Here is a 19,859-nt window from a genome sequence, read left to right as displayed (position 1 = left end):
GCCCGCGGAACTGCTCGCCCGCGGATCCTGCGGCTGCCCGGCCCCGCGGAGCGCACCGCCGGCACCCGCTGAAGAGCCCGCCATGCGGGACGCTCCGGTGAACGCTTATTTCGACAGCCATCAAGATTTGACGACCATCAAACATTGGGGCAGGGTGAATGTCGGCACCCGGACAGGTTCGGTGCACTTCCCCCACTCCCGCCCCCAGGACGGATGCGCCATGGCAAGACTCGTACAGTTCGACCGGCTCGGCGGCCCCGAGGTCCTGACCCTCCGCGACGTCGAAGTGGGTGCTCCCGGCGCGGCGGAACTACGGATCCGCGTCGACGCGATCGGCCTCAACCGGGCCGAGATCATGTTCCGCGAAGGCAGTTACTTCGACCAGCCGCGCTTCCCGTCCTCACTCGGCTATGAGGCCGCGGGCGTGGTCGAGGCCGTCGGCGAGGGCGTGGACGGTTTCGCCGAGGGCGACCCGGTCGCGGTCGTGCCGGCGTTTCTGCAGAGCGAGTACGGCACCTACGGCGACCACGTCGTCGTCCCGGCCTCGGCCGTGGTGCCTCGCCCGGCGGACGTCGAGCCCGCCCGGGCGGCGGCCGTGTGGATGGCCTACATCACCGCCTACGGCCCGCTGGCCGAGAGCGGCCGGGTGCGCCCCGGGGACCACGTCCTCATCACGGCGGCCTCCAGCAGTGTCGGCCTGGCCGCCATCCAGGTCGCCCGCCACATCGGCGCGATCCCGATCGTCACCACGCGCGGCCCCGGCAAGAAGCAGCGCCTCCTGGACGCCGGCGCGGCCCACGTGATCGTCACCGACGACGAGGACCTGCCCGCCCGGATCAAGGAGATCACCGACGGCGAGGGTGTCCGCCTGGCCTTCGACCCGATCGCCGGCCCCGGCGTCGAGACCATCGCCCAGGGCATCGCCCCCGACGGTTTCCTGGTCGTCTACGGCGCGCTCGACCCGCGCCCCACCCCGCTGCCCAACGCACAGTCCTACCCGGCGCTGAACAGCAGCACCTACACCCTCTTCGAGATCACCACGAACCCCGAGCGCCTGCGCCGCGCGGTCGCGTTCGTCAACGCGGGCCTCACCTCGGGCTCCTTCACCCCGGTCGTGGACCGCACCTTCGACCTCGCGGACATCGTCGAGGCCCACCGTTACATGGCGGCCAACGGCCATGTCGGCAAGATCGTCGTCACCGTCACCCACGACGACGCGACGGCGTGAACCGGACGTGTCGTCGCAGCGGGTCTGGGGGACGCAGTCCGCCGTGGTGACGGAATGCGGCCGCGCGGACTCCGTGTGCCGGACGACCCCCGGGAAACCGAATGCCACCGCCGCCCGCTGCCCCGCGACGGGCGGTCGGCCGGCCGGCGTTCCTGTGCGGGTGTCGGCTCAACAGCCCGACAGGGAGGGCCCCATGGCCGCGGCCACGGTTCCCCCGGCGCGCCCGGCTCCCACCAGCCCCTCGATCGGGCGACGGCGGAAGCCGGGACCGGTGCTCAGGCCCGGGTCACCGCGCGGCGGCGGCCTCCTCGGCGATCGCCTCGAACCGGGCGTTCATGGCCTCGGCCAGTGCGTGGGCGGCGGAGAGCGGGCGCACCATCACCGCGAGGTCGTCGATCCTCCCGTTCTCGTCGACGTGCAGGAAGTCGCAGCCCTGGAGCTCCTTGCCGGCCACCGTCGCCGTGAAGACGAGGGCGTGGTCCCGGCCGTCGGGGCTCGCCATCTCCCGCACGTAGGTGAAGTCCTCGAAGACCTGGGACACCGCGCGCAGGATCGCCGCGGTGATCGCCTTGCCCGCGTACGGCTTGAAGGCGACCGGGCTGGTGAAGACGACGTCGTCGGCCAGCAGGGCGGCCACGGCGTCCAGGTCGTCGTTCTCGACGGCCTTGCGGAAGGGATGCATGGGTCCACCTCACCTAGTCAAAAAATTGAGTAGGTGCATGCTAGCGTGCACCCATGGCTCTGCGGAACGCGCTGATGGCCGCCCTCTTGGAGGGCGAGGCCTCCGGGTACGACCTCGCGAAGGGATTCGACGCGACGGTCGCCAACTTCTGGACGGCCACGCCCCAGCAGCTCTACCGCGAACTGGACCGCATGGAGGCCGAGGAACTGGTCACCGCACGCGTCGTCGAGCAGGAACGCCGGCCCAACAAGCGGCTGTTCTCACTGACGGCGGCGGGTCGCGAGGCGGTGCGCGCGTACACCGCCGAGCCCCCGGCCCGGCCCGCGGTGGTCCGCGACGAACTGCTGGTCAAGGTGCAGTGCGCGGACGCCGGCGACATCCAGGCGGTCCGCGCCGCCGTCGCCGAGCGAATGGACTGGGCCACCGCCAAACTGGCCCGCTACGAACGGATCCGGCGGCGCCTGCTCGCCGGGCGCTCGGAGGAGGCCTACTTCGCGGAGGCCGAGCGCATCGGCCCGTACCTCACCCTGCTGCGCGGGATGTCCTTCGAGCGGGAGAACCTGCGCTGGGGCGAGCTGGCGCTGCGCAGACTCGCGGAGCGGGCGGCCGTTCATGCTCAACAAAGTGATTAGAGACACGGACGGGGCGCCCGACTCGTCGGGCGCCCCGCAGCCGGGCTCGGGTCAGCAGGTGGCAACCCCCGGCAGCCACGCCGGGCCCTTGATGTAGATGTTGGTCATCCACGCGCCGTTGGTCAGCTTGGACCAGGCGTCGTTGGTGTAGCCCTCGGCCGTGACCGTCTGGGCGTGGGACTGGCAGACCACGTTGACCGTGGTGGGCTGCGGGAAGTAGTCGACGACGCCGGCGTTCACATGGGGCTCGCTGTGCGTGCGCACGCCCGTGCCCCAGGTCTGGAACGCCGTGCTGCCCCCGCTCGGCGGCGGCGCGCTGTCGCCGCCGCAGTCCGGGATGCCGGGCAGCTCGGCCGGGCCCTTGATGTAGATGTTGGTCATCCACGCGCCGTCGGCCAGCTTGGACCAGATGTCGTTGGTGTAGCCCTCGGCGGTCACCGTCTCCGCGTGCTCCTGGCACTGCACCGAGACCTGGGTCGGCCCGGCGAAGGTGTCCACGACGGAGGAGCGCACGCTCGGCGTGGAGTGCGTGCGCACCCCCGTGCCCCAGGTCTCGAACGTCGTACCGCCGTTGGCCGGCGGTGGCACCGGCGTGCCCGACGGGTTGATGCGGATCGCGCCGGCGTAGTCGCCGCCCGTGCGCACCGGGGCGACCCGGATGTGGGTGCCGGACTCGTACGCCTCGACCATCTGCCCGGCGCCCAGGTACATGGCGACGTGGTGGATGTGCCCGCTGCCCCAGAACATCAGGTCACCGGGGACCAGGGGAGCGGTGCCCTGGGAGGCCGAGAAGCGGGCCGTGGCCTGCGAGCTGTGGTACTGGTCGTCGGCGGTGCCGTTGAGCAGGTCGCGGCCGGTCGCCCGGTAGTAGGCGTACCGCATCAGGCCCGAACAGTCGAAACCCTTGCGCTCGTTGTCGTGCAGGCTGTCGGGGTCGGAGCCGTCGTAGTAGCCGTACGTGGCCCCGGGGGTGGCGCCGTGCCCGCCGCCCCAGCTGTACCAGACACCGATCTGCGAGCAGGCCGCGCCGACCGCGGCCTGCGCGGTGGCCGAGGCGCCGGAGACCAGCACCCCGCAGGTCGCGTCCTGGGCGGCGCGCGGGGCGGCCGCGTGGGCGGTGGCGGGGAGGAAGGCGATCAGTGCGATCGCGGCCGCGGCGGCGGTCGACCGGCCCGGCGTGGTGAGTTCGGCGAGTCTCAAGGTGTACATCCTTAGTCGACGTGGAGCCGTGTACGGAGGTGTACGGGGGTCCGGTGACCTGCCGGGCCGCGTCCCACCCCCGTCGGGACGCGGCCCCCGGTGCTCAACCGGCCAGCGCGGCACGCATCTTGGCCAGCGCCCGCATCCGGTTGCGCTGGACGGTGCCACGATGGGCGCCGAGCCGTTCCCCGGCCGTGTCGTGGGTGAGACCCTCCAGATCGACGAGGATCACCGCGGCCGCCTCCTTCGGCGAGAGCACGCTCAGCAGCGCGAGGGCGGTGGCCGAGGCCTCGTACGAGGCGAGCCCGCCGTCCCAGCCCGCCTCGGGCAGCCGGTCGGTGGTGCGCTCACGGCGGGAGGGGTGCAGCCAGGAGTCGCGCAACAGGTTCAGCGCGACCGTGCAGGTGTAGGCGTACGGATGCTGCTGGTGCGTCAGGTTCCGGGCGCGGGCCCGCCGGGACAGCCGCAGATAGGTCTCCTGCAACAGGTCGTCGGCGTCGTGCGGATTGCCGGTCAGAGCCAGCAGCCGTCTGCGCAGTCTGGGCATGTCGGCGGTGAAGGAGGCGTCGAAGTCCTTTGGACTCATGGGTACTTGACCCACCTCGTCCGCTCCCCGCACGGCTTCGCGCGGGCTCGGTACGGCTTTGCGCGGGGCCTGCGTACATGTGCCGCCGTGGCCTTCCATGGTCGTCCCCCGTCGTTCGTGTGCTTCGTGGTCTTCGTGGTGCGTGAGAGGAGAAGGTTCGGTCCGCTGGTCAGACGGCCCGGACGGAGCTGGCGGCGGGTCCGTAGCGGGCGGCCGGCGCGCCGCTCAGCAGGGCCCAGTACCGGTCGCCGTAGGACCAGTGCCACCACTCCGTGGGGTAGTTGACGAAGCCGGCCGTGCCCAGTGCCCGTGCCATCAGCGTCCGGTTGGCACGCGCCTCGGCGCCGATGTTCGCGGCCCCGGTACGGCAGGCGCCCGCACTCTCCTCCGGGGTGGCGTTGACCACCGTGCCCAGCGGCAGCTCGGTGCCGTCCGCGGTGCACAGGGTCAGGTCCACCGCCCCGCCGCTGACATGGGGAGCCACCTCCGGCGGGGAGATGTAGGCGCTGGCCAGCTCGCGGATCCGGTCCGGCAGGGCGTCGGGATGGGCCGCGCGCAGCGTCGCCGCGTACTGCTCGAAGTAGCGGCGCTGCAGATCGGGCGGCCGGTAACCCTCCACCACCAGGAACCTGATCCCGGGGGGCAGCAGCGACTGCGCGTCCAGGAGCCGGCCGAGCGCCCCGGAGCGCAGGTGCGCGTAACTGCCGTCCGTGTCGGCCTGGCGGGAGTCGACCAGCAGGCCGGGAGTCCCGCGCAGATCGACCAGCGGTTCACCGCAGTCCTGCTCGACGACCGCCGCGACCCGGGAGTCGGAGAGCGTGATGATGTCCGTCACGCAGACAACAGTGCCCGGTGCCCCTGCAATTGCCCTGCAGGTTCCCTGCAAGCGTGTCACCAGGGCTTCTACAGCCCCGATCCGGTCACGACGGCTCGTCGTCCCCGCGCTCCCGGGCCTCCCGTCCGCCCACCGACCGGAACACCGCCAGCGCCTCGGCCCGGGCCGCCCGCGCGGTCTCCGGGTCGCCGTCCGCCGCCCACACCTCGGCCAGGTCCCAGACCGTCCGCGCCCGCCACAGCGACAGCCCCAGCTCCGCCCATAGGGCCGCCGCCCGCTCCAGCGGCTCCCGGGCGCCGTCGGTGTCCCCGGCCGCCAGCCGCACCTCCCCGAGCGTGCGCAGCACCAAAGCCTCGCCGAACCGGTCCTGCCGCTCCCGGGCCACCGCCAGGCAGCGCACCAGCCGCCGCCGCGCCTCCTCCGTACGGCCGGTGCGCAACTCCACCTTGGCCAGGGACTGTTCGGTGTACATCGCGCCGAAGGTGTCGTGCAGGTCCGTGAAGATCCGCAAAGCGTCGTGCAGCAGCCGTTCGGCCTCCGGGTACCGGCCGTCGGCCCGGTCGCACAGCGCCAGTGAGCGCAGGGTGAGTCCCTCGCCGTGCAGGTCCGCGGCGGCCCGGTAGAGGTCGAGGGCGCGGGTCAGCGCCTCCCGGGCCGGGGTGCCGCGGCCCTGCTCGCGGTGCACGTACCCGATGCCGTACAGCACCCGTGCCCGGGGACCCACGTCGCCGTCGTCGCCGTAGCGCTCCAGCGCGGTCTCCAGCAGTTCCAACGCCTCGGCGTAACGGGCCTGTTCGCGGCGGACGGTGCCCATCCCGGCCAGTGCCACCGCCGATCCCTCGGCCGAGCGCTCCTCGAACAGCCGCAGCGCGTCCGCGAAGTAGGCGTACGACTCCTCGAACCGGTCCTGTTCGTAACGGAGTTGGCCGAGCCCGGCCAGCAGCCAGGCCTCGCCCTCGACGTCTCCGCCGCGGCGCACCGCCGCCATCGCCGCGGTGTGCGAGCGGGACCACGCGTCGAACTGGTTGTACAGCGCCGCCGAACTCGCTATCAGCGCCCCGGCGAGATCCCGGGCGGCGCGCGCCATGCCGTGGTCGGCGCAGTGCGTCACGGCGGCCAGCAGCCCGGCCTGCTCGGCGGCGAACCAGGCCGCGGGCCGGGCGAGCAGCGCCTCCTCGGTCTCCGGGTCGAGCGGGCGTACGGCGGCCGGCTCCGGGAAGTGCCGTACCGCACCGCCGGGACCGCGGGCGGCCGCCTTCCGGGCCAGGTCCAGCCAGCAGCCGACCAGGCGCAGCACCGCGCCGGCGCGCTCCTCGGCGCTCTCCTCGGAGAGACAGCGCTCGCGGGCGTGTTCGCGCGCGAGGTCATGGATGCGGTAGCGGGCCAGGCCGGTGCCGTCCACGCCGATCACATCGATGAAGTGGCAGTCCACCAGCCGCTCGACGGCCTCCTCGGCCTCCTCGGTCCCGATGCCGAGCAGCGGCGCGGCGATCCAGGCCGCGAAGTCCGGCAGGTCCAGCAGGGCCAGGCGGCGCAGAGCCCGGCGCTCCTGCGGCGCGAGGTCGGCGTAGCCGAGTTCCAGGCTGGTGCGTAACTCCAGGTCCCCGGCGCTGAGTTCGCTGAGCCGGCGCTGTTCGTCGCGCAGCCGTCCGGCGAGCCGGGCGGGCGCCCAGTGCGGGCGGGCGGCCAGCCGGGCCCCGGCGATGCGCACCGCGAGCGGCAGGCGTCCGCACAGGGCGACGATCTCGGCGGCCCGCTCCGGCTCCGCCCCCGTCCGTCCCTCGCCGGCCACCCGGCGGAACAGGTCGAGGGCCTCGCCCTCGTCCGGGACGGCGAGGTCCAGATGGGCGGCGCCCTCCAGGGCCACCAGTCGGCGGCGGCTGGTGATCAGCACCGCGGAGCCGGGGCCGGGCGGCAATAGTGGCCGGACGTCCGCCTCACCGGCCGCGTTGTCCAGGACGATCAGCATCCGCCGGTGCCCGATGTGGGTGCGGTACAGGCCGGTGAGCTCCTCGACGCCGGAGGACACCGTGTCCGGGTCCACCCCCATCGCGCGCAGCAGCCGGGCGAGGGCGTCGGCGGGCTCAAGCGGGGTGGTGTCGGCGGCCCTCAGGTCCACGAACAGGCGGCCGTCGGGGAAGAGTTCGGCGGTGCGGTGGCCGACGTGCACGGCGAGGGCGGTCTTGCCCATGCCGGAGCGTCCGGAGATCACCCCGATCGGTGGCGCGGTCCGGCCGGGGTCGCCGACGCTCCGCAGCAGCTCGGTGGCCCACTCGACCTGTTCGCCGCGGCCGACGAAGTCGGCGATGTCGGGCGGGAGATGGGAGGGCGCCGGCTCGGCACTCCGAGAGGCGGGCACCGTGCGGGCCGGCGCTCCGGTACCCAACACGCCCGTGTCGCCGCTCAGTACGGCCTGGTGAACGGCGCGCAGCTGCGGGCCCGGGTCGATGCCCAGCTCGTCACGGAGGACCGTACGGCCCTCCTGGAAGACGCGCAGCGCGTCGGAGACCCGGCCGGTGCGGAACAGGGCGGTCATCAGCTGGCCGCGCGGCCGCTCCCGCAGCGGATGCGCGGCCACATGGGCGAGCAGCGGCGCGATCGCGCCGTCCGCGCGGCCCAGCTCCAGCGCCAGCCCGAAGGACTCCTCCTGGGCCACCAGCCGCAGCTCCCCGAGCCGGGCCGCCTCGATCCGGGCGAACGACTGGCCGAGGCCTTCCAGCGCCTCCTGGCCCCGCCACAGCGCCAGCGCCTCGGCCAGCGCCTCGGCGGCCTCCTCCGGACGCCCCGCGGTCCGCCCGGCCGCCAGCAGGTCCTCGAAACGGCGGGCGTCGACCCGGTCGGCGGCGAGGTCGGCGACATAGCCCGGGGGCCGGGTGCGGATCACCTCGGCGCTGCCGACCCGGGACAGCGCCCGGCGTACCGCGGAGACATGGGTCGCGACCAGGGCGCCCGCGGTGGCCGGCGCCTCCTCGTCCCAGACGAAGTCCACCAGGCGCTCGGTGGAGATCACCTCGCCCAGGTGCACGACGAGTGCGGCGAGGACGGCCAGGGGTCTGGAACCGCCGAGCGGGGCCCGCCGGCCCCCTTCCCAGACCTCCACCGGGCCGAGCAGACGTACTTCGAACATCGGTCCCCGATCGCTCCTGGCGGATGCCGACAACGATATCGGCGGGCGCCGTCCGAGCAGGGCGAAGACCGGGCCGTCGTGACCGGATCCGTGCTGTCGGATCGGTGGTACGGAGCCCTCCGCGACGCCCGGTACGCCGAACAGGGGCGGGGCCGACAAGGCTCGGGGGAGAGGGCTCCCGATCGGCGCAGTTGGCTGGTTTCTGTGGCTGGCCACAGCGGTCCCTGTGCGTCAGACGGTCGGCGGGCGGCTCTCGTATGACCGCGCCCCCGGATCGGCCACGAAATCCGTCGCGCCGGAAATTCCTCGCGGTCGCATGTCATACGAACGCCCCGCCGGCACCGTCAACGGCCCGAAAGCACCGAGCCGTTCGCCGCAGCCCAGGGAGTTGCCCGATGAAGCGCCCCGCCCTCCGTCGCAAGGTCGCGTACCTGAGCGCCGTCGCCACCGTGGCCGTGCTCGCCCTCACCGGCTGCTCCCAGGAGTCCGGCGGCGGCCCGGCACCGGTCGCCGCGGCCGAGGCGCGCGAGCTGACCTACGCCGAGGACCTCCGGGTCTCGGACGCCGAACAACGCCTGATCACCCAGTGCATGGCCCGGCACGGCTTCCGCTACTGGTCCGACAGCTCCCTGTCCCTGGCGGAGAGCCGGCCGCTCGGCTACGTCCAGGACGACGTCCGCTGGGCCCGGACCTACGGCTACGGCAGCCGGATCGCCGCCAAGGAGGACCGCGCCCGGCTGCACAACCCCAACATCGCCTACCGCAAGGGCCTTTCGGCCGACCGCAGGGCCGCCTACGACACCGCGCTGGACGGCGGACGAAAGACGGAGCTGCTGCGTACCGCGGTCCCCGGCGGCGGCTCGGTCAGCAAGCAGTCCGGCGGCTGCGACGCGGCGGCCGAGCACACGCTGTACGGCGACGCGGCCACCTGGTTCCGGCTGGACACCACCGCGAGCAACCTGCGCCCGCTGTACGTCGGCAAGTTGCTGCACGACCGGCGGTTCACCGCCGCCGTGCGGGACTGGGCGAGCTGCATGAAGCGGGCCGGCCACCCCTACCCGGACCCGGACGCGGCGCGGCAGGCCACCCGGGAGCACCCCGCCGTCCGGAGCCGGGCCGAGGAGGCCCGGGGCTTCGCCGCCGAGACCCGGATCGCGGTCGCCGACGCCACCTGTGCCCGCCAGGTCTCCCTCAAGTCCGTCGGCCAGGACCGGGAGGCCCACTACCTGGCCCAGCTGAACGGGAAGTACGGCGCCCAGCTGGACGCCTACCGGCAGCTGCGGCTGCGGGCGCTGGCACGCGCCGAGCGGCTCGTGCCCGCCCGCGCCTGACCCGGCAGACGGGGCCGGTCCCCACCCGCGCCCGACACCGCCGGGCGCCCCACCAACTCCGCGGCACCCCGCCGCGGCCCTCACCCACACCCACCGCCTCCGACGACGAGGCAGAACGGAATCCGTCATGCGCAAACTGACCCTCGCCATCGCCACCCTGGGCCTCGCGGCCCTCGGCCTCGCCGTGCCGGCGAATGCCCACGCGGTCTCCGGCTGCAACGCGAAGTGGCCGGGCCGGGACGGCAACGTGCGGGCCTGGCGAGACGGGGACTGCCAGGGCGAGCTGCTCGGCGTCACCCCGGGCAACGACCCCGACTGGGGCGACGCGGCCGGTCCCTTCCAGGGCAGCGACGTCAACGCCGCCTCCTCCGTGATGAACAGCGGCTTCGTCGGCGGCAAGGACGTCGTCGCCTTCTACTACCTGACCAACTACCCGTCCTCCGCGTACGGCTGCCTCAAGCCGGGCGAGCTGTACGTGGACAACCTCACCCGCGACACCTTCACCAACGGCGCGAACATGAACGACAACATCATGTCCCACGTGTGGGTGGCGTCCAGCGCCTGCGCCCCGGGCTCCTTCATCAGCTGAGGCGGCACGCCGGCCACGGCCGTCCCGGGCCGTGGCCGGTCCCGCCTCCTTACCGACTACCTACCTCCCGTACCGCCGAGATTCACATCCGCGCCACCGGACCCTTCCCTGACGTTCGATGCCCTTGGAACACTCGCAGCCGCGCACAATCCGCCCTGTTCCGGCCATCCCGTACGCCAGGATGAGAGGTCGCACACCCATGACCGAAGTAAACCGGCGCCGTTTCCTCCAACTCGCAGGCGCCACCACGGCGTTCACCGCGCTGTCCAGCAGCATCCAGCGGGCCGCCGCGCTGCCCGCGAACCACCGCACCGGTTCCATCGAGGACGTCGAGCACATCGTCGTCCTGATGCAGGAGAACCGTTCGTTCGACCACTACTTCGGCACCCTCAGAGGCGTCCGCGGTTTCGGCGACCCGCGCCCGGTCACCCAGGACAACAAGTCGGTGTGGCGCCAGTCGAACGGCACCAAGGACATCCTGCCGTTCCACCCGGACGCCGACGACCTGGGCCTCGCCTTCATCCAGGACCTCCCGCACGGCTGGGCCGACACGCACACCGCCGTCAACAACGGCAAGTACGACAAGTGGGTGCCGGCCAAGGGCTCCACGACCATGGCGTACCTGAACCGGGACGACATACCGTTCCACTACGCGCTCGCCGACGCCTTCACCATCTGCGACGCCTACCACTGCTCGTTCATGGGCTCCACCGACCCGAACCGCTACTACCTGTGGACGGGGTACACGGGCAACGACGGCCAGGGCGGCGGCCCGGTCCTCGGCAACGACGAGGCCGGCTACTCCTGGACGACGTACCCCGAGCGCCTGGAGAAGGCGGGTGTCTCCTGGAAGATCTACCAGGACGTCGGCGACGGCCTGGACGCGGCCGGCGGCTGGGGCTGGATCCAGGACGCCTACCGGGGCAACTACGGCGACAACTCGCTGCTCTACTTCAAGCAGTACCAGAACGCCCAGCCCGGCGACCCGCTGTACGACAAGGCCCGCACCGGCACCGACGCCACCAAGGGAGAGGGCTTCTTCGACCGGCTGAAGGCCGACGTCAAGACCGGCAAGCTGCCGCAGATCTCCTGGGTGGTGGCCCCCGAGGCCTTCACCGAGCACCCCAACTGGCCCGCGAACTACGGTGCCTGGTACATCTCCCAGGTCCTCGACGCGCTCACCGCCGACCCGGAGGTGTGGGCCAAGACGGCCCTGTTCATCACGTACGACGAGAACGACGGCTTCTTCGACCACGTGGTCCCGCCGTTCCCGCCGGCCTCCGCCGCCCAGGGCAAGTCCACGGTCGACCCGGCCCTGGACCTCTTCAAGGGCGACGCGAGCCACGCCGCCGGCGCCTACGGCCTCGGTCAGCGGGTGCCGATGATCGTCGTCTCCCCGTGGAGCAAGGGCGGTTACGTCTGCTCCGAGACGCTCGACCACACCTCGGTCATCCGGTTCATGGAGAACCGCTTCGGCGTCCACGAGCCGAACATCTCGCCCTGGCGGCGCGCCGTCAGCGGCGACCTGACCGCCGCGTTCGACTTCTCCCGCAAGGACACCAAGCCGGTCGCGCTGCCCTCGACCGACGGCTACCGGCCGCCGGACAACAACCGCCACCCCGACTACGTGCCCACCCCGCCCGCGAACCCGGCGCTGCCCAAGCAGGAGCGCGGCTCGCGGCCCACCCGGCCGCTCAAGTACGCCCCGCTGGTGGACGGTTCGCTGGACGCGGCGGCCGGCAAGCTCACGCTGACCTTCGCCTCGGGCGCGCAGGCCGGCGCCGCCTTCCTGGTCACCTCCAACAACCGCACCGACGGACCCTGGAGCTACACCACCGAGGCCGGCAAGTCCGTCTCCGACACCTGGAACTCGGTGTACTCGGGCGGCTCGTACGACCTGACCGTGCACGGCCCGAACGGCTTCCTGCGCGGCTTCCAGGGACCCGGCAAGGTGGCGGGACCCGAGGTCACCGCCCGGCCGCACGGCGACGACATCGAGCTGACCTTCACCAACAAGGGCAGCGCTACGGTGAAGCTGAAGGTGGCGGACGGGTACGGCGGCCGGGGCCGCACGTTCACGGTGCGCGCCGGGGCCACCGTCAAGCACATCGCCCACCTCAACCACAGTGACCAGTGGTACGACCTGACGGTCACCTCCGAGGGCGACGCGGCCTTTGTGCGGCGGTTCGCGGGGCATGTGGAGAACGGGCGGCCCGGGGTCAGCGACCCGGCGATCAGCACCGTGTGACAAGGGGCTGAGGGACGCATCGTGCGGAACTGATCAGGTACCGGTCACATCGGGATAGTGTGCCCCGGTGACCACGCAATCGAACACTCCCGCAGACTCGTACCGCGATCCGCACGGTGCGTCCCAGACACTCTTCACCGAGCCGGTCCTGGTGGTGAACCAGAAGGCCAAGCTGATCGAGCTGGCCAACGAGTACAAGGTCATGGACCAGCACGGCCGGGAAATAGGCTCGGTGGCCGAGGTCGGCCAGAGCGCGCTGAAGAAGATCCTGCGCTTCGTCTCCAGCCTCGACCAGTACATGACCCACCGACTGGAGATCCGCGACGCGTCCGGGCAGCCGCAGCTGGTGCTGACCCGGCCCGCGAAGATCTTCAAGTCCCGGGTGATCGTGACCCGCCCGGACGGGTCGCAGGTCGGTGAGATCGTCCAGCAGAACATGATCGGGAAGATCAACTTCGCGATGATGGTGGGTGACCAGAAGGTCGGCGCGATCAAGGCGGAGAACTGGCGCGCGTGGAACTTCGCGATCGTCGACCACGCCGACACGGAGGTGGCCCGGATCACGAAGACGTGGGAGGGGCTTGCCAAGACGATGTTCACGACCGCCGACAACTACGTGCTGCAGATCCACCACCAGTTGCCGGAGCCGCTGCGGAGCCTGGTGGTGGCGACGGCGCTGACCGTGGACACGGCGCTGAAGCAGGACTCTCGGGGACTGGGCTGAGGGTCGTCTGCGGCCTAGGGCCGATTGACGCGGCCTGTGGGGGCTGGAACGGTCGTCGGGCGGCTGCGGGTGTGCTGTGGCTGGTCGCGCCGTTCCCCGCGCCCCTGACGGGCGCTTGGGTCCGGGCGTTGTTCAGAGTGCCGTGAGGTGCTCGGTCTCCGGCTTCTGTCGGGGGAGCAGCGCCTGCTCCGCCGCCACTCTCGCCTCCTCCAGGGCCAGCACCGCGGCCACCGGGTGTTCCTCGTCCGGTTCGAGTTCGACCACCCGCGTCGCCGGGGTCACCCGGGTCAGCAGGACCACGCCCCAGGAGGCGAGCCCCGCGCCCGCCAGGGCGAGCAGGATGCCCGCCGCACCGCCCTGCAGGCCCTGCCCCAGCAGGGTCAGGCCGATGACCGCCGCCGCCATCGGGTTGGACAGGGTGACCACCGCGAGGGGGGCACCCAGGCCGCCACGGTAGGCCGTCTGGGAGAGCAGCAGGCCGCCCACCGCGAACGCGGCCACCAGGAGCGCCACCACGATCACCTGGACGCTCAGCACCGGGCCGGAGCGGTCCGTCGCCGCCACCGTCACCGTCTGGGTGAGGGCCGAGGCGACGCCCGAGGCGAAGCCGGACGCGGTGGCGTGCCGGAGGCCCGGGCGGGTGCCGGGGCGGGACAGGGCGCCGATCAGGGCGGCGGTCGTACCGGCCACCGCGAGGGCTTCGGTGAGGCTCAGCACCCGATGGGGTGCGGGGCCGGAGGCTGTGACCAGCAGGGCGCCGAGGCCCAGCAGAGTCAGGGCCGTGCCCCGCCACTCCGTCGCGCTGACCCGGCGCCCGGCCACCCGCGCCCCCATCGGCACGGCCGCGACCAGGGTGAGCGCGCCCAGCGGCTGGACGAGGGTGAGCGGGCCGTACTTGAGAGCCACGACGTGCAGGAGCGCGGCGCCCGCGTTGAGGCCGACCGCCGCCCACCAGGCACCGGAGCCGAGCAGTCGTACCAGACCGGCGCCGGCGGTCTTCGACGCGAGCCGTTCCTGGGCGACGGCGGCGGCCGCGTAGGCGACGGCCGAGACCAGGGAGAGGAGGACGGCGATCAGGGTCGCGGTGCTCATCGGCCCGCCCCTACCAGCGCGGGCTCCTCGGACACGGACCCGCGGGTCCTCCGTCCGGCCGTGGTGGCCGTGCGGTGCGGCGAGCGAAGCGAGGTGGGGGTCCCCCCGGACGAAGTCTGGGGGCGGATCAGGGCCAGGGCGGTGCCGAGCATCGCGGTGGCGACGATCGCGTCCAGCCAGTAGTGGTTCGCGGTGCCCACGATCACCAGCAGGGTGATCGCCGGGTGCAGCAGCCACAGCAGACGCCACCGGGAGCGGGTCGCGGCGATCAGGCCGATCGCCACCATCAGGGCCCAGCCGAAGTGCAGCGAGGGCATCGCCGCGAACTGGTTGGAGAGGTGGTCGCTGGCCGGCGGCCCGTAGACGGAGGGTCCGTACACCCGGCCCGTGTCGACGAGGCCGGTGGCGGCCAGCATCCGCGGCGGTGCCAGCGGGAACGTGAACGGGAGCACCAGGGCGGCGGCGGTGACCACGGCGAGGACCCGGCGGGCCCAGACGTAGTGCGCGGGCCGCTTCACGTAGAGCCAGACCAGAAAGGCCAGCGTGGCCGGGAAATGAACCGTGGCGTAGTAGGTGTTGGCCAGGTGGACGAGGGTGTCGCCGTGCAGCAGTGCGGACTGCACGTCGATCTCCGAGGGCAGATGCAGCGTCCGTTCCAGGTCCCAGATCCGGTGGGCGTTGTGCAGTGCCTCGGCGGTGTGGCCGGTGGCCAGCTGCCGCCCGGACTTGTAGACGAGGAAGAGCCCTGCGACTAGCAGGAGCTCACGGACCAGCGGTGGCCGGGCTATCTCCCCCGGCTCCGCTGCTGCCGACTCGGACTGGGATCTCATCCCAGGCCCCCTCACTGACGGTGGTGCTGTGCCGAGTCCGGGCGGTGGCCCGAACTCACCGATACTCATCGATACGACAGCGTACCGATACGCGGCTGTACCGATACGCCACTGTACCGATACGGCCGTGTACCGGTACAGTGGCGTATCGATAGACGTAGGCCACACTGGTTGTAGGTTTCCGCCCGGACCGAACGGGGGGCGGGGACCAGGTGATCCGTAAGTGATGCGCGAGTGAGGAGCAGGGCACATGACGTCGCAGGCCGCGGACGGACCGGAGACGGTCGCCGCCTCGCGCCGCTCCAAAATCACGCCGGAGCGTGAGCGGGAGTTCTTCGATGCCGTGCTCGAACAGATCCGCGAATGCGGCTACGACTCCGTGACCATGGAAGGGGTCGCCTCCAGCACCCGGTGCAGCAAGTCCACGCTCTACCGGCAGTGGAAGACCAAGCCGCAGTTCGTCGCGGCCGCGCTGCGGGCCAGCCGCGAGGTACGCTTCGGCGGCGTCGACACCGGGTCACTCGCCGAGGACCTGCGCGAGGTCGCGCGGGCCGCGGGCGCCTGGACCCGCAAGGACACCAAGCTGCTCCAGGCGCTGGGGCACGCGATGCACTCGGACGAGGAACTGGCGCAGGCGCTGCGCGAGGCGCTCGTCGAACCCGAGATCGCCGCGCTCCAGGAGATCCTGCTCCGCGGTGTCGAGCGCGGCGAGGTGCCCGAGGGCCACCCCGCGCTGGACTACGTGCCCGCCATGATGTTCGGCGTTCTGCGGGTACGGCCCGTGCTCACCGGCGAGTACGCCGACGCCGACTATCTCGTCCGTTTCGTGGAGGCCGTGGCGCTGCCCGCACTCGGACTGACCTAGACCCAGGCCGCCGTCCACGGGATGACTGGACGGTGACCTGCTCGCGCCGCACCGTGGGGACGGGGGCGGCGCGCACCCCCCGGCCGGGTGGGGCTCCCCTTTGAGCGGAGGGGCGCTCCACCCGGCCGATCGGCGTTGTGGGGCGGGGCGGGTCAGACGGTCTGGCCGTCGCCGCCGCCGGAGGACACCTTGATGCCCTTGGTGATGGTGTCGATCACGGACTGGCTCTGACCGACGTCGACACCGAACCGGACCACCACGATCTGCTGGGCGTTGGAGGGTGACGGGAAGGCCAGCGACTCGACATAACCATCGGCGCCCTTGCTGGTCACCGCCTTCCAGCGGACCAGATAACCCTTCTGCCCGGCCACGGTGACGGCCTTGGAGGCCAGCACCTCGTGAGAGGTGATCGAGCCGTAGGTCTTGCCGCCGTAGGACTCCGTGGCGTTGGCCGAGATGTCCGCCTTGGCGACCTCCTCGGCGGTGTCGCCCTTGGTGCCCAGCACCAGCGCGGGCGCCGAGTAGGCGCCGCCGGCGGTGCAGGTCTGGGAGGTGTCGCCGGGGCATTTGTAGGAGTCGTCGGACGTGATCTGGGCGCCGACGTTGATCGCCTGCCCGGTCCAGCCCTTCGGCACCGGGATGCCGATGGCGTTGATGGAGTCCGACACCGTTCCGCCGCCCTGGACCTTCGGAGCCTCGGACTGGCCGGGCGACGGCGACGCGCCGCCGTCGGAACCGCCCGAGCCCGAGCCGCCGCCGGACCCCGAACCACCCGACCCGCCGAAGGGGAAGCCCTGCCCGCCGTTCTGCCCCTCGGGGCCGCCCTGGCCGGAACCGCCGCTCTGGCCGCCGGAGCCCTGCTGCGAGGCCTGGCCGCCGCCGTTGTCACTGCCGTTGCCGGTGAGCGCCCACGCGCCCACCCCGATGGCGGCGAGGACCGCCACGGCGACACCGACGGCCACCCCGGTGCGCAGCCCGCGCTTCCCGGTGGCCGGCGGCGCCGGATACCCCGGATGACCCGGATAGGCCGGGTAGGCCTGGTAGGGCCCCGCGGCCGGCGATTGCGGCGGGGGACCCCAGTCGGCACCCGACCCGGCGGGGCGGGTCTGCTCCGTCCACGCCTTGCCGTCCCACCAGCGCTCAGCGGCCGGACCGTCACTTGTCTGCCCGGGGTCGGGGTACCACCCGGGGGGAGTCACCTGCGTCATGCCCCCACCGTATGAGGCGTCGGTGAAAGTCGGATGAGAGGATCCGGCGACTTTCGGATGAACCGACCCCAGGCACTCCGCTCGACCCGCAGCCGAGCCGCGTAGGAGCCGTAGGATTCCGTTCGTCCCGCGGCGGAGCCGCCGTACCGAGCCCTCGGATTCCGTGAGCCGCGGCCGACCCGCCGCGACAGGCCGTCGCACCTCACTCGATCCGCAGCCGTACCGGCGGGTTCGGGGCCTGCGGTGGCAGCCGCAGGCCGTGCCGACCCGGGGTCAGGGAGCCCAGGACGCTCGGGTGGCGGGCGCCGGTGGCGGTCGGGGCGGTGCCCGGCAGGCCGTGTGCGGTGAGGAAACCGAGGACCGCGAAGGCGTACGCCTCCTTCGCCGCCGAGGGCAGCCCGAGTTCGTCCGAGGCGCGGACGGGGGTCTTCGGGAGCAGGGCGCGGAGCAGCCGCATCAGCACCGGGTTGCGGGTGCCGCCGCCCGAGGCGATCACCTCCGTGGCTCCCACGCCGCGTACCGCGTCCGCCACCGTCCGGGCCGTCAGCTCGGTGAGCGTCGCCAGCGCGTCCTCGGCAGCCAGGTCCTGTGGTGCCCGCCAGTACCCGGCGTGGAACAACTCCTTGCCGGTCGTCTTGGGCGCGGGCAGCGCGTAGTACGGGTCCGCCAGCAGCCGGTCCAGCAGGGGGCGATGCGGCCGGCCGCGCGCCGCCAGCGCCCCGTCCACGTCGTACGTCAGCCGCCCGCCGGTGAACTCCCGGGCCGCGGCGTCCATCAGCGCGCACCCCGGCCCGGTGTCGAAGGCCGTGCCGTCCGGCGCGGTGAGGTTGGCGATCCCCCCGATGTTCAGCGCCACCGGCGTGCCCGGCCGGCCGCGCAGCCACAGCAGGTCGACCAGGCTCACCAGGGGCGCGCCCTGGCCACCGGCGGCCACGTCCCGCGGCCGGAAGTCGGCGACCACCGGCAGCCCCGTCGCCTCCGCGATCCAGGCCGGCTGCCCGAGCTGCAGTGTTCCGTGCACCCGGCCGCCGTCCACCCAGTGGTAGACGGTCTGCCCGTGCGAGGCCACCAACTCGGCCCGTCCGCCGCACAGTTCACGATTCGCCCGGCAGGCCGCCGCCGCGAACGCCTGCCCGATCCGGGTGTCCAGCAGACACACCCGCGCCAGCGGCACGGCCGCCGGCGGCAGCGCGCCCGCGAGGGCCTCGCGCAACTCCTCGTCGTAGGGCGTGCTCACCAGCCCCAGCGGCTTCAGCAGCAGCGTGTCACCGGCCAGGCGCAGCTCGGCGGCCGCCGCGTCGACCGCGTCGTACGACGTCCCGGACATCAGACCGATCACCAGCACCGCTCAGCCCGCCTTCGTCTCCCGTGACCTCGCCAGCGCGAGCACGCTGACCGCGCAGGTCGCCGCCGCGTAGTAGCCGGGAACGGCCAGGTTCCCGGTGCGCTCGACCGCCTCCGTGATGATGAGGCCCGCACAGCCCGAGAAGACGGCATTGGACAGGGCGTAGGCGAGTCCCAGCCCCGTGCAGCGGGCGCGCGCCGGGAACATCTCGGCCAGCAGCGCGGGCCCCGGCCCGGCCATCAGCCCCACCACCGCGCCGGCACCGCACAGGGCCGCGCCCTTCACCCCGGCGGGCACCCCGCCGTCCTGGAGGAGGTCGAGCAGCGGCAGGGCCAGCACGACCACGAGACCGGCGCCCGTCAGCATCACCGGCCGCCGCCCCACCCGGTCGCTGAGCAGCCCCGCCGGGAGGATCGCCGCCGCGAAACCCAGGTTCGCCAGCACGGTCGCCAGCAGCGCCGCACGGAAGCCGGTGTGCAGCGCGGTCTGGAGGTACGACGGCAGCACGACCAGGAAGGTGTACCCGGCCGCCGACCAGCCCATCACCCGCCCGACGGCCAGCGCGACCGCCCCGGCCGACACCCGCGCCGCCCGCACCTCCGGCTCCCCGAACTCCGGCGTCTCGTCCAGCCCCACCCGCAGCCACAGCGCCAGCGCGCCCAGCGGCAGCGCCAGCAGGAACGGCAACCGCCAGCCCCATGAATGGAGCTGATCTTCCGTCAGAACCGAGGCGAGCCCGGCCGCCAGGCCCGCCCCGCCCAGCAGCCCAAGCGCCACGGTGAACGACTGCCACGCCCCGTACAGCCCCCGCCGCCCAGGCGGCGCGAACTCCGTCAGCATCGCCACCGCGCCACCGAACTCCCCTCCCGCGGAAAGTCCCTGAACGGCCCTCAGGAGCGTCAGCAACCAGGGCGCGAGCGCACCGGCCTGCGCATACGTGGGCAGCAGGCCGATGAGCGCGGTGGCACCCGTCATCAGCGCGACCACGAGAATCAGCACCGGCCGCCGGCCGAGCCGGTCGGCCAGTCGGCCGAACAGGGCCGCGCCCAGCGGACGGAAGAAGAACGCCAGCCCGAACGAGGCATAGGTGCGCACCAGCCCCTCGGCCGCGCTGCCGCCCGCCGGGGTGAAGAACCGCTCGGCGACAACGGTCGCGAAATAGCCGTAGACACCGAACTCGTACCACTCGATGAAGTTGCCCACCGAGCCCGCCGCCAGCGCCCGCAGGGGACGATTCCGTTCCCGTACTGCCCGATCTTCGAAACTCAGCTTCATTTCCACGCCTGTTGACGGTCCGTTCGCTCGACAGTGGCAGGTCGGGGCCGTCACGCGTCGTC

17 protein-coding genes are annotated in these 19,859 nt (G+C 72.7%); 7 read left to right on the top strand and 10 right to left on the bottom strand.

Features of this window, described 5'->3' with window-relative positions:
- The first annotated feature begins 220 nt into the window (after nucleotides 1–220).
- Nucleotides 221–1,228: a zinc-dependent alcohol dehydrogenase family protein gene (locus ACZ4N4_RS20340; protein WP_467590666.1), complete on the top strand. Its 1,008-nt coding sequence runs from the start codon at nucleotides 221–223 to the stop codon at nucleotides 1,226–1,228.
- Nucleotides 1,229–1,514: 286 nt separating this feature from the next.
- Here the strand turns inward: ACZ4N4_RS20340 and ACZ4N4_RS20335 are convergent, their stop codons facing one another.
- On the bottom strand, nucleotides 1,515–1,910 hold the full coding sequence (locus ACZ4N4_RS20335; RefSeq protein WP_467590552.1) for a nuclear transport factor 2 family protein: 396 nt from the start codon (nucleotides 1,908–1,910) through the stop codon (nucleotides 1,515–1,517).
- 53 nt (nucleotides 1,911–1,963) lie between these two features.
- Here ACZ4N4_RS20335 and ACZ4N4_RS20330 point away from each other — a divergent pair, with 53 nt between their 5' ends.
- On the top strand, nucleotides 1,964–2,542 hold the full coding sequence (locus ACZ4N4_RS20330) for a PadR family transcriptional regulator (RefSeq protein WP_467590549.1): 579 nt from the start codon (nucleotides 1,964–1,966) through the stop codon (nucleotides 2,540–2,542).
- 51 nt (nucleotides 2,543–2,593) lie between these two features.
- Here the strand turns inward: ACZ4N4_RS20330 and ACZ4N4_RS20325 are convergent, their stop codons facing one another.
- The 4 genes from ACZ4N4_RS20325 to ACZ4N4_RS20310 form a co-directional block, all read right to left on the bottom strand.
- Nucleotides 2,594–3,742 (bottom strand): C40 family peptidase, encoded by a 1,149-nt coding sequence (locus ACZ4N4_RS20325; RefSeq protein WP_467590546.1) that lies wholly within the window; start codon nucleotides 3,740–3,742, stop codon nucleotides 2,594–2,596.
- 103 nt (nucleotides 3,743–3,845) lie between these two features.
- Nucleotides 3,846–4,328, bottom strand: coding sequence for an RNA polymerase sigma factor (locus ACZ4N4_RS20320; protein WP_467590543.1), 483 nt, complete (start codon nucleotides 4,326–4,328; stop codon nucleotides 3,846–3,848).
- A 169-nt stretch (nucleotides 4,329–4,497) separates the two neighbouring features.
- Nucleotides 4,498–5,163 carry a M15 family metallopeptidase gene (locus tag ACZ4N4_RS20315; protein ID WP_467590541.1) on the bottom strand — a complete coding sequence of 222 codons (666 nt, stop codon included), beginning with the start codon at nucleotides 5,161–5,163 and terminating at the stop codon, nucleotides 4,498–4,500.
- Nucleotides 5,164–5,248: 85 nt separating this feature from the next.
- Nucleotides 5,249–8,290, bottom strand: coding sequence for an AfsR/SARP family transcriptional regulator (locus ACZ4N4_RS20310; protein WP_467590538.1), 3,042 nt, complete (start codon nucleotides 8,288–8,290; stop codon nucleotides 5,249–5,251).
- Nucleotides 8,291–8,685: 395 nt separating this feature from the next.
- Here ACZ4N4_RS20310 and ACZ4N4_RS20305 point away from each other — a divergent pair, with 395 nt between their 5' ends.
- The 4 genes from ACZ4N4_RS20305 (at nucleotide 8,686) to ACZ4N4_RS20290 (ending at nucleotide 13,182) form a co-directional block, all read left to right on the top strand.
- Nucleotides 8,686–9,621, top strand: a complete 936-nt coding sequence (locus ACZ4N4_RS20305) for a hypothetical protein (protein ID WP_467590535.1) — start codon at nucleotides 8,686–8,688, stop codon at nucleotides 9,619–9,621.
- Between the two features lie 127 nt (nucleotides 9,622–9,748).
- Nucleotides 9,749–10,210 carry a hypothetical protein gene (locus tag ACZ4N4_RS20300; RefSeq protein WP_453567680.1) on the top strand — a complete coding sequence of 154 codons (462 nt, stop codon included), beginning with the start codon at nucleotides 9,749–9,751 and terminating at the stop codon, nucleotides 10,208–10,210.
- Between the two features lie 199 nt (nucleotides 10,211–10,409).
- Nucleotides 10,410–12,458: a phosphocholine-specific phospholipase C gene (locus ACZ4N4_RS20295; protein ID WP_453567682.1), complete on the top strand. Its 2,049-nt coding sequence runs from the start codon at nucleotides 10,410–10,412 to the stop codon at nucleotides 12,456–12,458.
- Nucleotides 12,459–12,525: 67 nt separating this feature from the next.
- Nucleotides 12,526–13,182 carry an LURP-one-related/scramblase family protein gene (locus ACZ4N4_RS20290; protein ID WP_467590531.1) on the top strand — a complete coding sequence of 219 codons (657 nt, stop codon included), beginning with the start codon at nucleotides 12,526–12,528 and terminating at the stop codon, nucleotides 13,180–13,182.
- Between the two features lie 132 nt (nucleotides 13,183–13,314).
- Here the strand turns inward: ACZ4N4_RS20290 and ACZ4N4_RS20285 are convergent, their stop codons facing one another.
- Nucleotides 13,315–14,274 (bottom strand): DMT family protein, encoded by a 960-nt coding sequence (locus ACZ4N4_RS20285; RefSeq protein WP_450757526.1) that lies wholly within the window; start codon nucleotides 14,272–14,274, stop codon nucleotides 13,315–13,317.
- A complete protein-coding gene (locus ACZ4N4_RS20280; protein ID WP_467590527.1) occupies nucleotides 14,271–15,104 on the bottom strand; it encodes a phosphatase PAP2 family protein in 834 nt (277 codons plus the stop codon). Before ACZ4N4_RS20280 ends, ACZ4N4_RS20285 begins: the two co-directional genes overlap by 4 nt.
- A 250-nt stretch (nucleotides 15,105–15,354) precedes the next feature.
- Between ACZ4N4_RS20280 and ACZ4N4_RS20275 the strand changes: the two genes are divergently transcribed.
- Nucleotides 15,355–15,969 (top strand): TetR/AcrR family transcriptional regulator, encoded by a 615-nt coding sequence (locus tag ACZ4N4_RS20275; protein WP_453567688.1) that lies wholly within the window; start codon nucleotides 15,355–15,357, stop codon nucleotides 15,967–15,969.
- Between the two features lie 152 nt (nucleotides 15,970–16,121).
- On the opposite strand, the gene ACZ4N4_RS20270 is transcribed toward ACZ4N4_RS20275, so the two are convergent.
- The 3 genes from ACZ4N4_RS20270 to ACZ4N4_RS20260 all read right to left on the bottom strand — a co-directional run bounded on the left by ACZ4N4_RS20270 (nucleotide 16,122) and on the right by ACZ4N4_RS20260 (nucleotide 19,797).
- Nucleotides 16,122–17,177, bottom strand: a complete 1,056-nt coding sequence (locus ACZ4N4_RS20270) for a DUF2510 domain-containing protein (protein WP_467590524.1) — start codon at nucleotides 17,175–17,177, stop codon at nucleotides 16,122–16,124.
- 202 nt (nucleotides 17,178–17,379) lie between these two features.
- Nucleotides 17,380–18,522 carry an anhydro-N-acetylmuramic acid kinase gene (locus ACZ4N4_RS20265; RefSeq protein ID WP_467590521.1) on the bottom strand — a complete coding sequence of 381 codons (1,143 nt, stop codon included), beginning with the start codon at nucleotides 18,520–18,522 and terminating at the stop codon, nucleotides 17,380–17,382.
- A gap of 3 nt (nucleotides 18,523–18,525) precedes the next feature.
- On the bottom strand, nucleotides 18,526–19,797 hold the full coding sequence (locus tag ACZ4N4_RS20260; RefSeq protein ID WP_467590519.1) for an MFS transporter: 1,272 nt from the start codon (nucleotides 19,795–19,797) through the stop codon (nucleotides 18,526–18,528).
- Between the last annotated feature and the right edge of the window lie 62 nt (nucleotides 19,798–19,859).

This window comes from Streptomyces sp. NPDC026538 (genome assembly GCF_055567535.1).
This window is presented reverse-complemented; position numbering and strand designations above follow the sequence as displayed.

What these genes read in the sequence shown, in the direction of transcription:
- ACZ4N4_RS20310 (WP_467590538.1), bottom strand. Translation starts at nt 8,290, where the DNA reads ATGTTCGAAGTACGTCTGCTCGGCCCGGTGGAGGTCTGGGAAGGGGGC.
- ACZ4N4_RS20280 (WP_467590527.1), bottom strand. Translation starts at nt 15,104, where the DNA reads ATGAGATCCCAGTCCGAGTCGGCAGCAGCGGAGCCGGGGGAGATAGCC.
- ACZ4N4_RS20275 (WP_453567688.1), top strand. Translation starts at nt 15,355, where the DNA reads ATGACGTCGCAGGCCGCGGACGGACCGGAGACGGTCGCCGCCTCGCGC.
- ACZ4N4_RS20330 (WP_467590549.1), top strand. Translation starts at nt 1,964, where the DNA reads ATGGCTCTGCGGAACGCGCTGATGGCCGCCCTCTTGGAGGGCGAGGCC.
- ACZ4N4_RS20270 (WP_467590524.1), bottom strand. Translation starts at nt 17,177, where the DNA reads ATGACGCAGGTGACTCCCCCCGGGTGGTACCCCGACCCCGGGCAGACA.
- ACZ4N4_RS20305 (WP_467590535.1), top strand. Translation starts at nt 8,686, where the DNA reads ATGAAGCGCCCCGCCCTCCGTCGCAAGGTCGCGTACCTGAGCGCCGTC.
- ACZ4N4_RS20340 (WP_467590666.1), top strand. Translation starts at nt 221, where the DNA reads ATGGCAAGACTCGTACAGTTCGACCGGCTCGGCGGCCCCGAGGTCCTG.
- ACZ4N4_RS20335 (WP_467590552.1), bottom strand. Translation starts at nt 1,910, where the DNA reads ATGCATCCCTTCCGCAAGGCCGTCGAGAACGACGACCTGGACGCCGTG.
- ACZ4N4_RS20285 (WP_450757526.1), bottom strand. Translation starts at nt 14,274, where the DNA reads ATGAGCACCGCGACCCTGATCGCCGTCCTCCTCTCCCTGGTCTCGGCC.
- ACZ4N4_RS20295 (WP_453567682.1), top strand. Translation starts at nt 10,410, where the DNA reads ATGACCGAAGTAAACCGGCGCCGTTTCCTCCAACTCGCAGGCGCCACC.
- ACZ4N4_RS20260 (WP_467590519.1), bottom strand. Translation starts at nt 19,797, where the DNA reads ATGAAGCTGAGTTTCGAAGATCGGGCAGTACGGGAACGGAATCGTCCC.
- ACZ4N4_RS20300 (WP_453567680.1), top strand. Translation starts at nt 9,749, where the DNA reads ATGCGCAAACTGACCCTCGCCATCGCCACCCTGGGCCTCGCGGCCCTC.
- ACZ4N4_RS20320 (WP_467590543.1), bottom strand. Translation starts at nt 4,328, where the DNA reads ATGAGTCCAAAGGACTTCGACGCCTCCTTCACCGCCGACATGCCCAGA.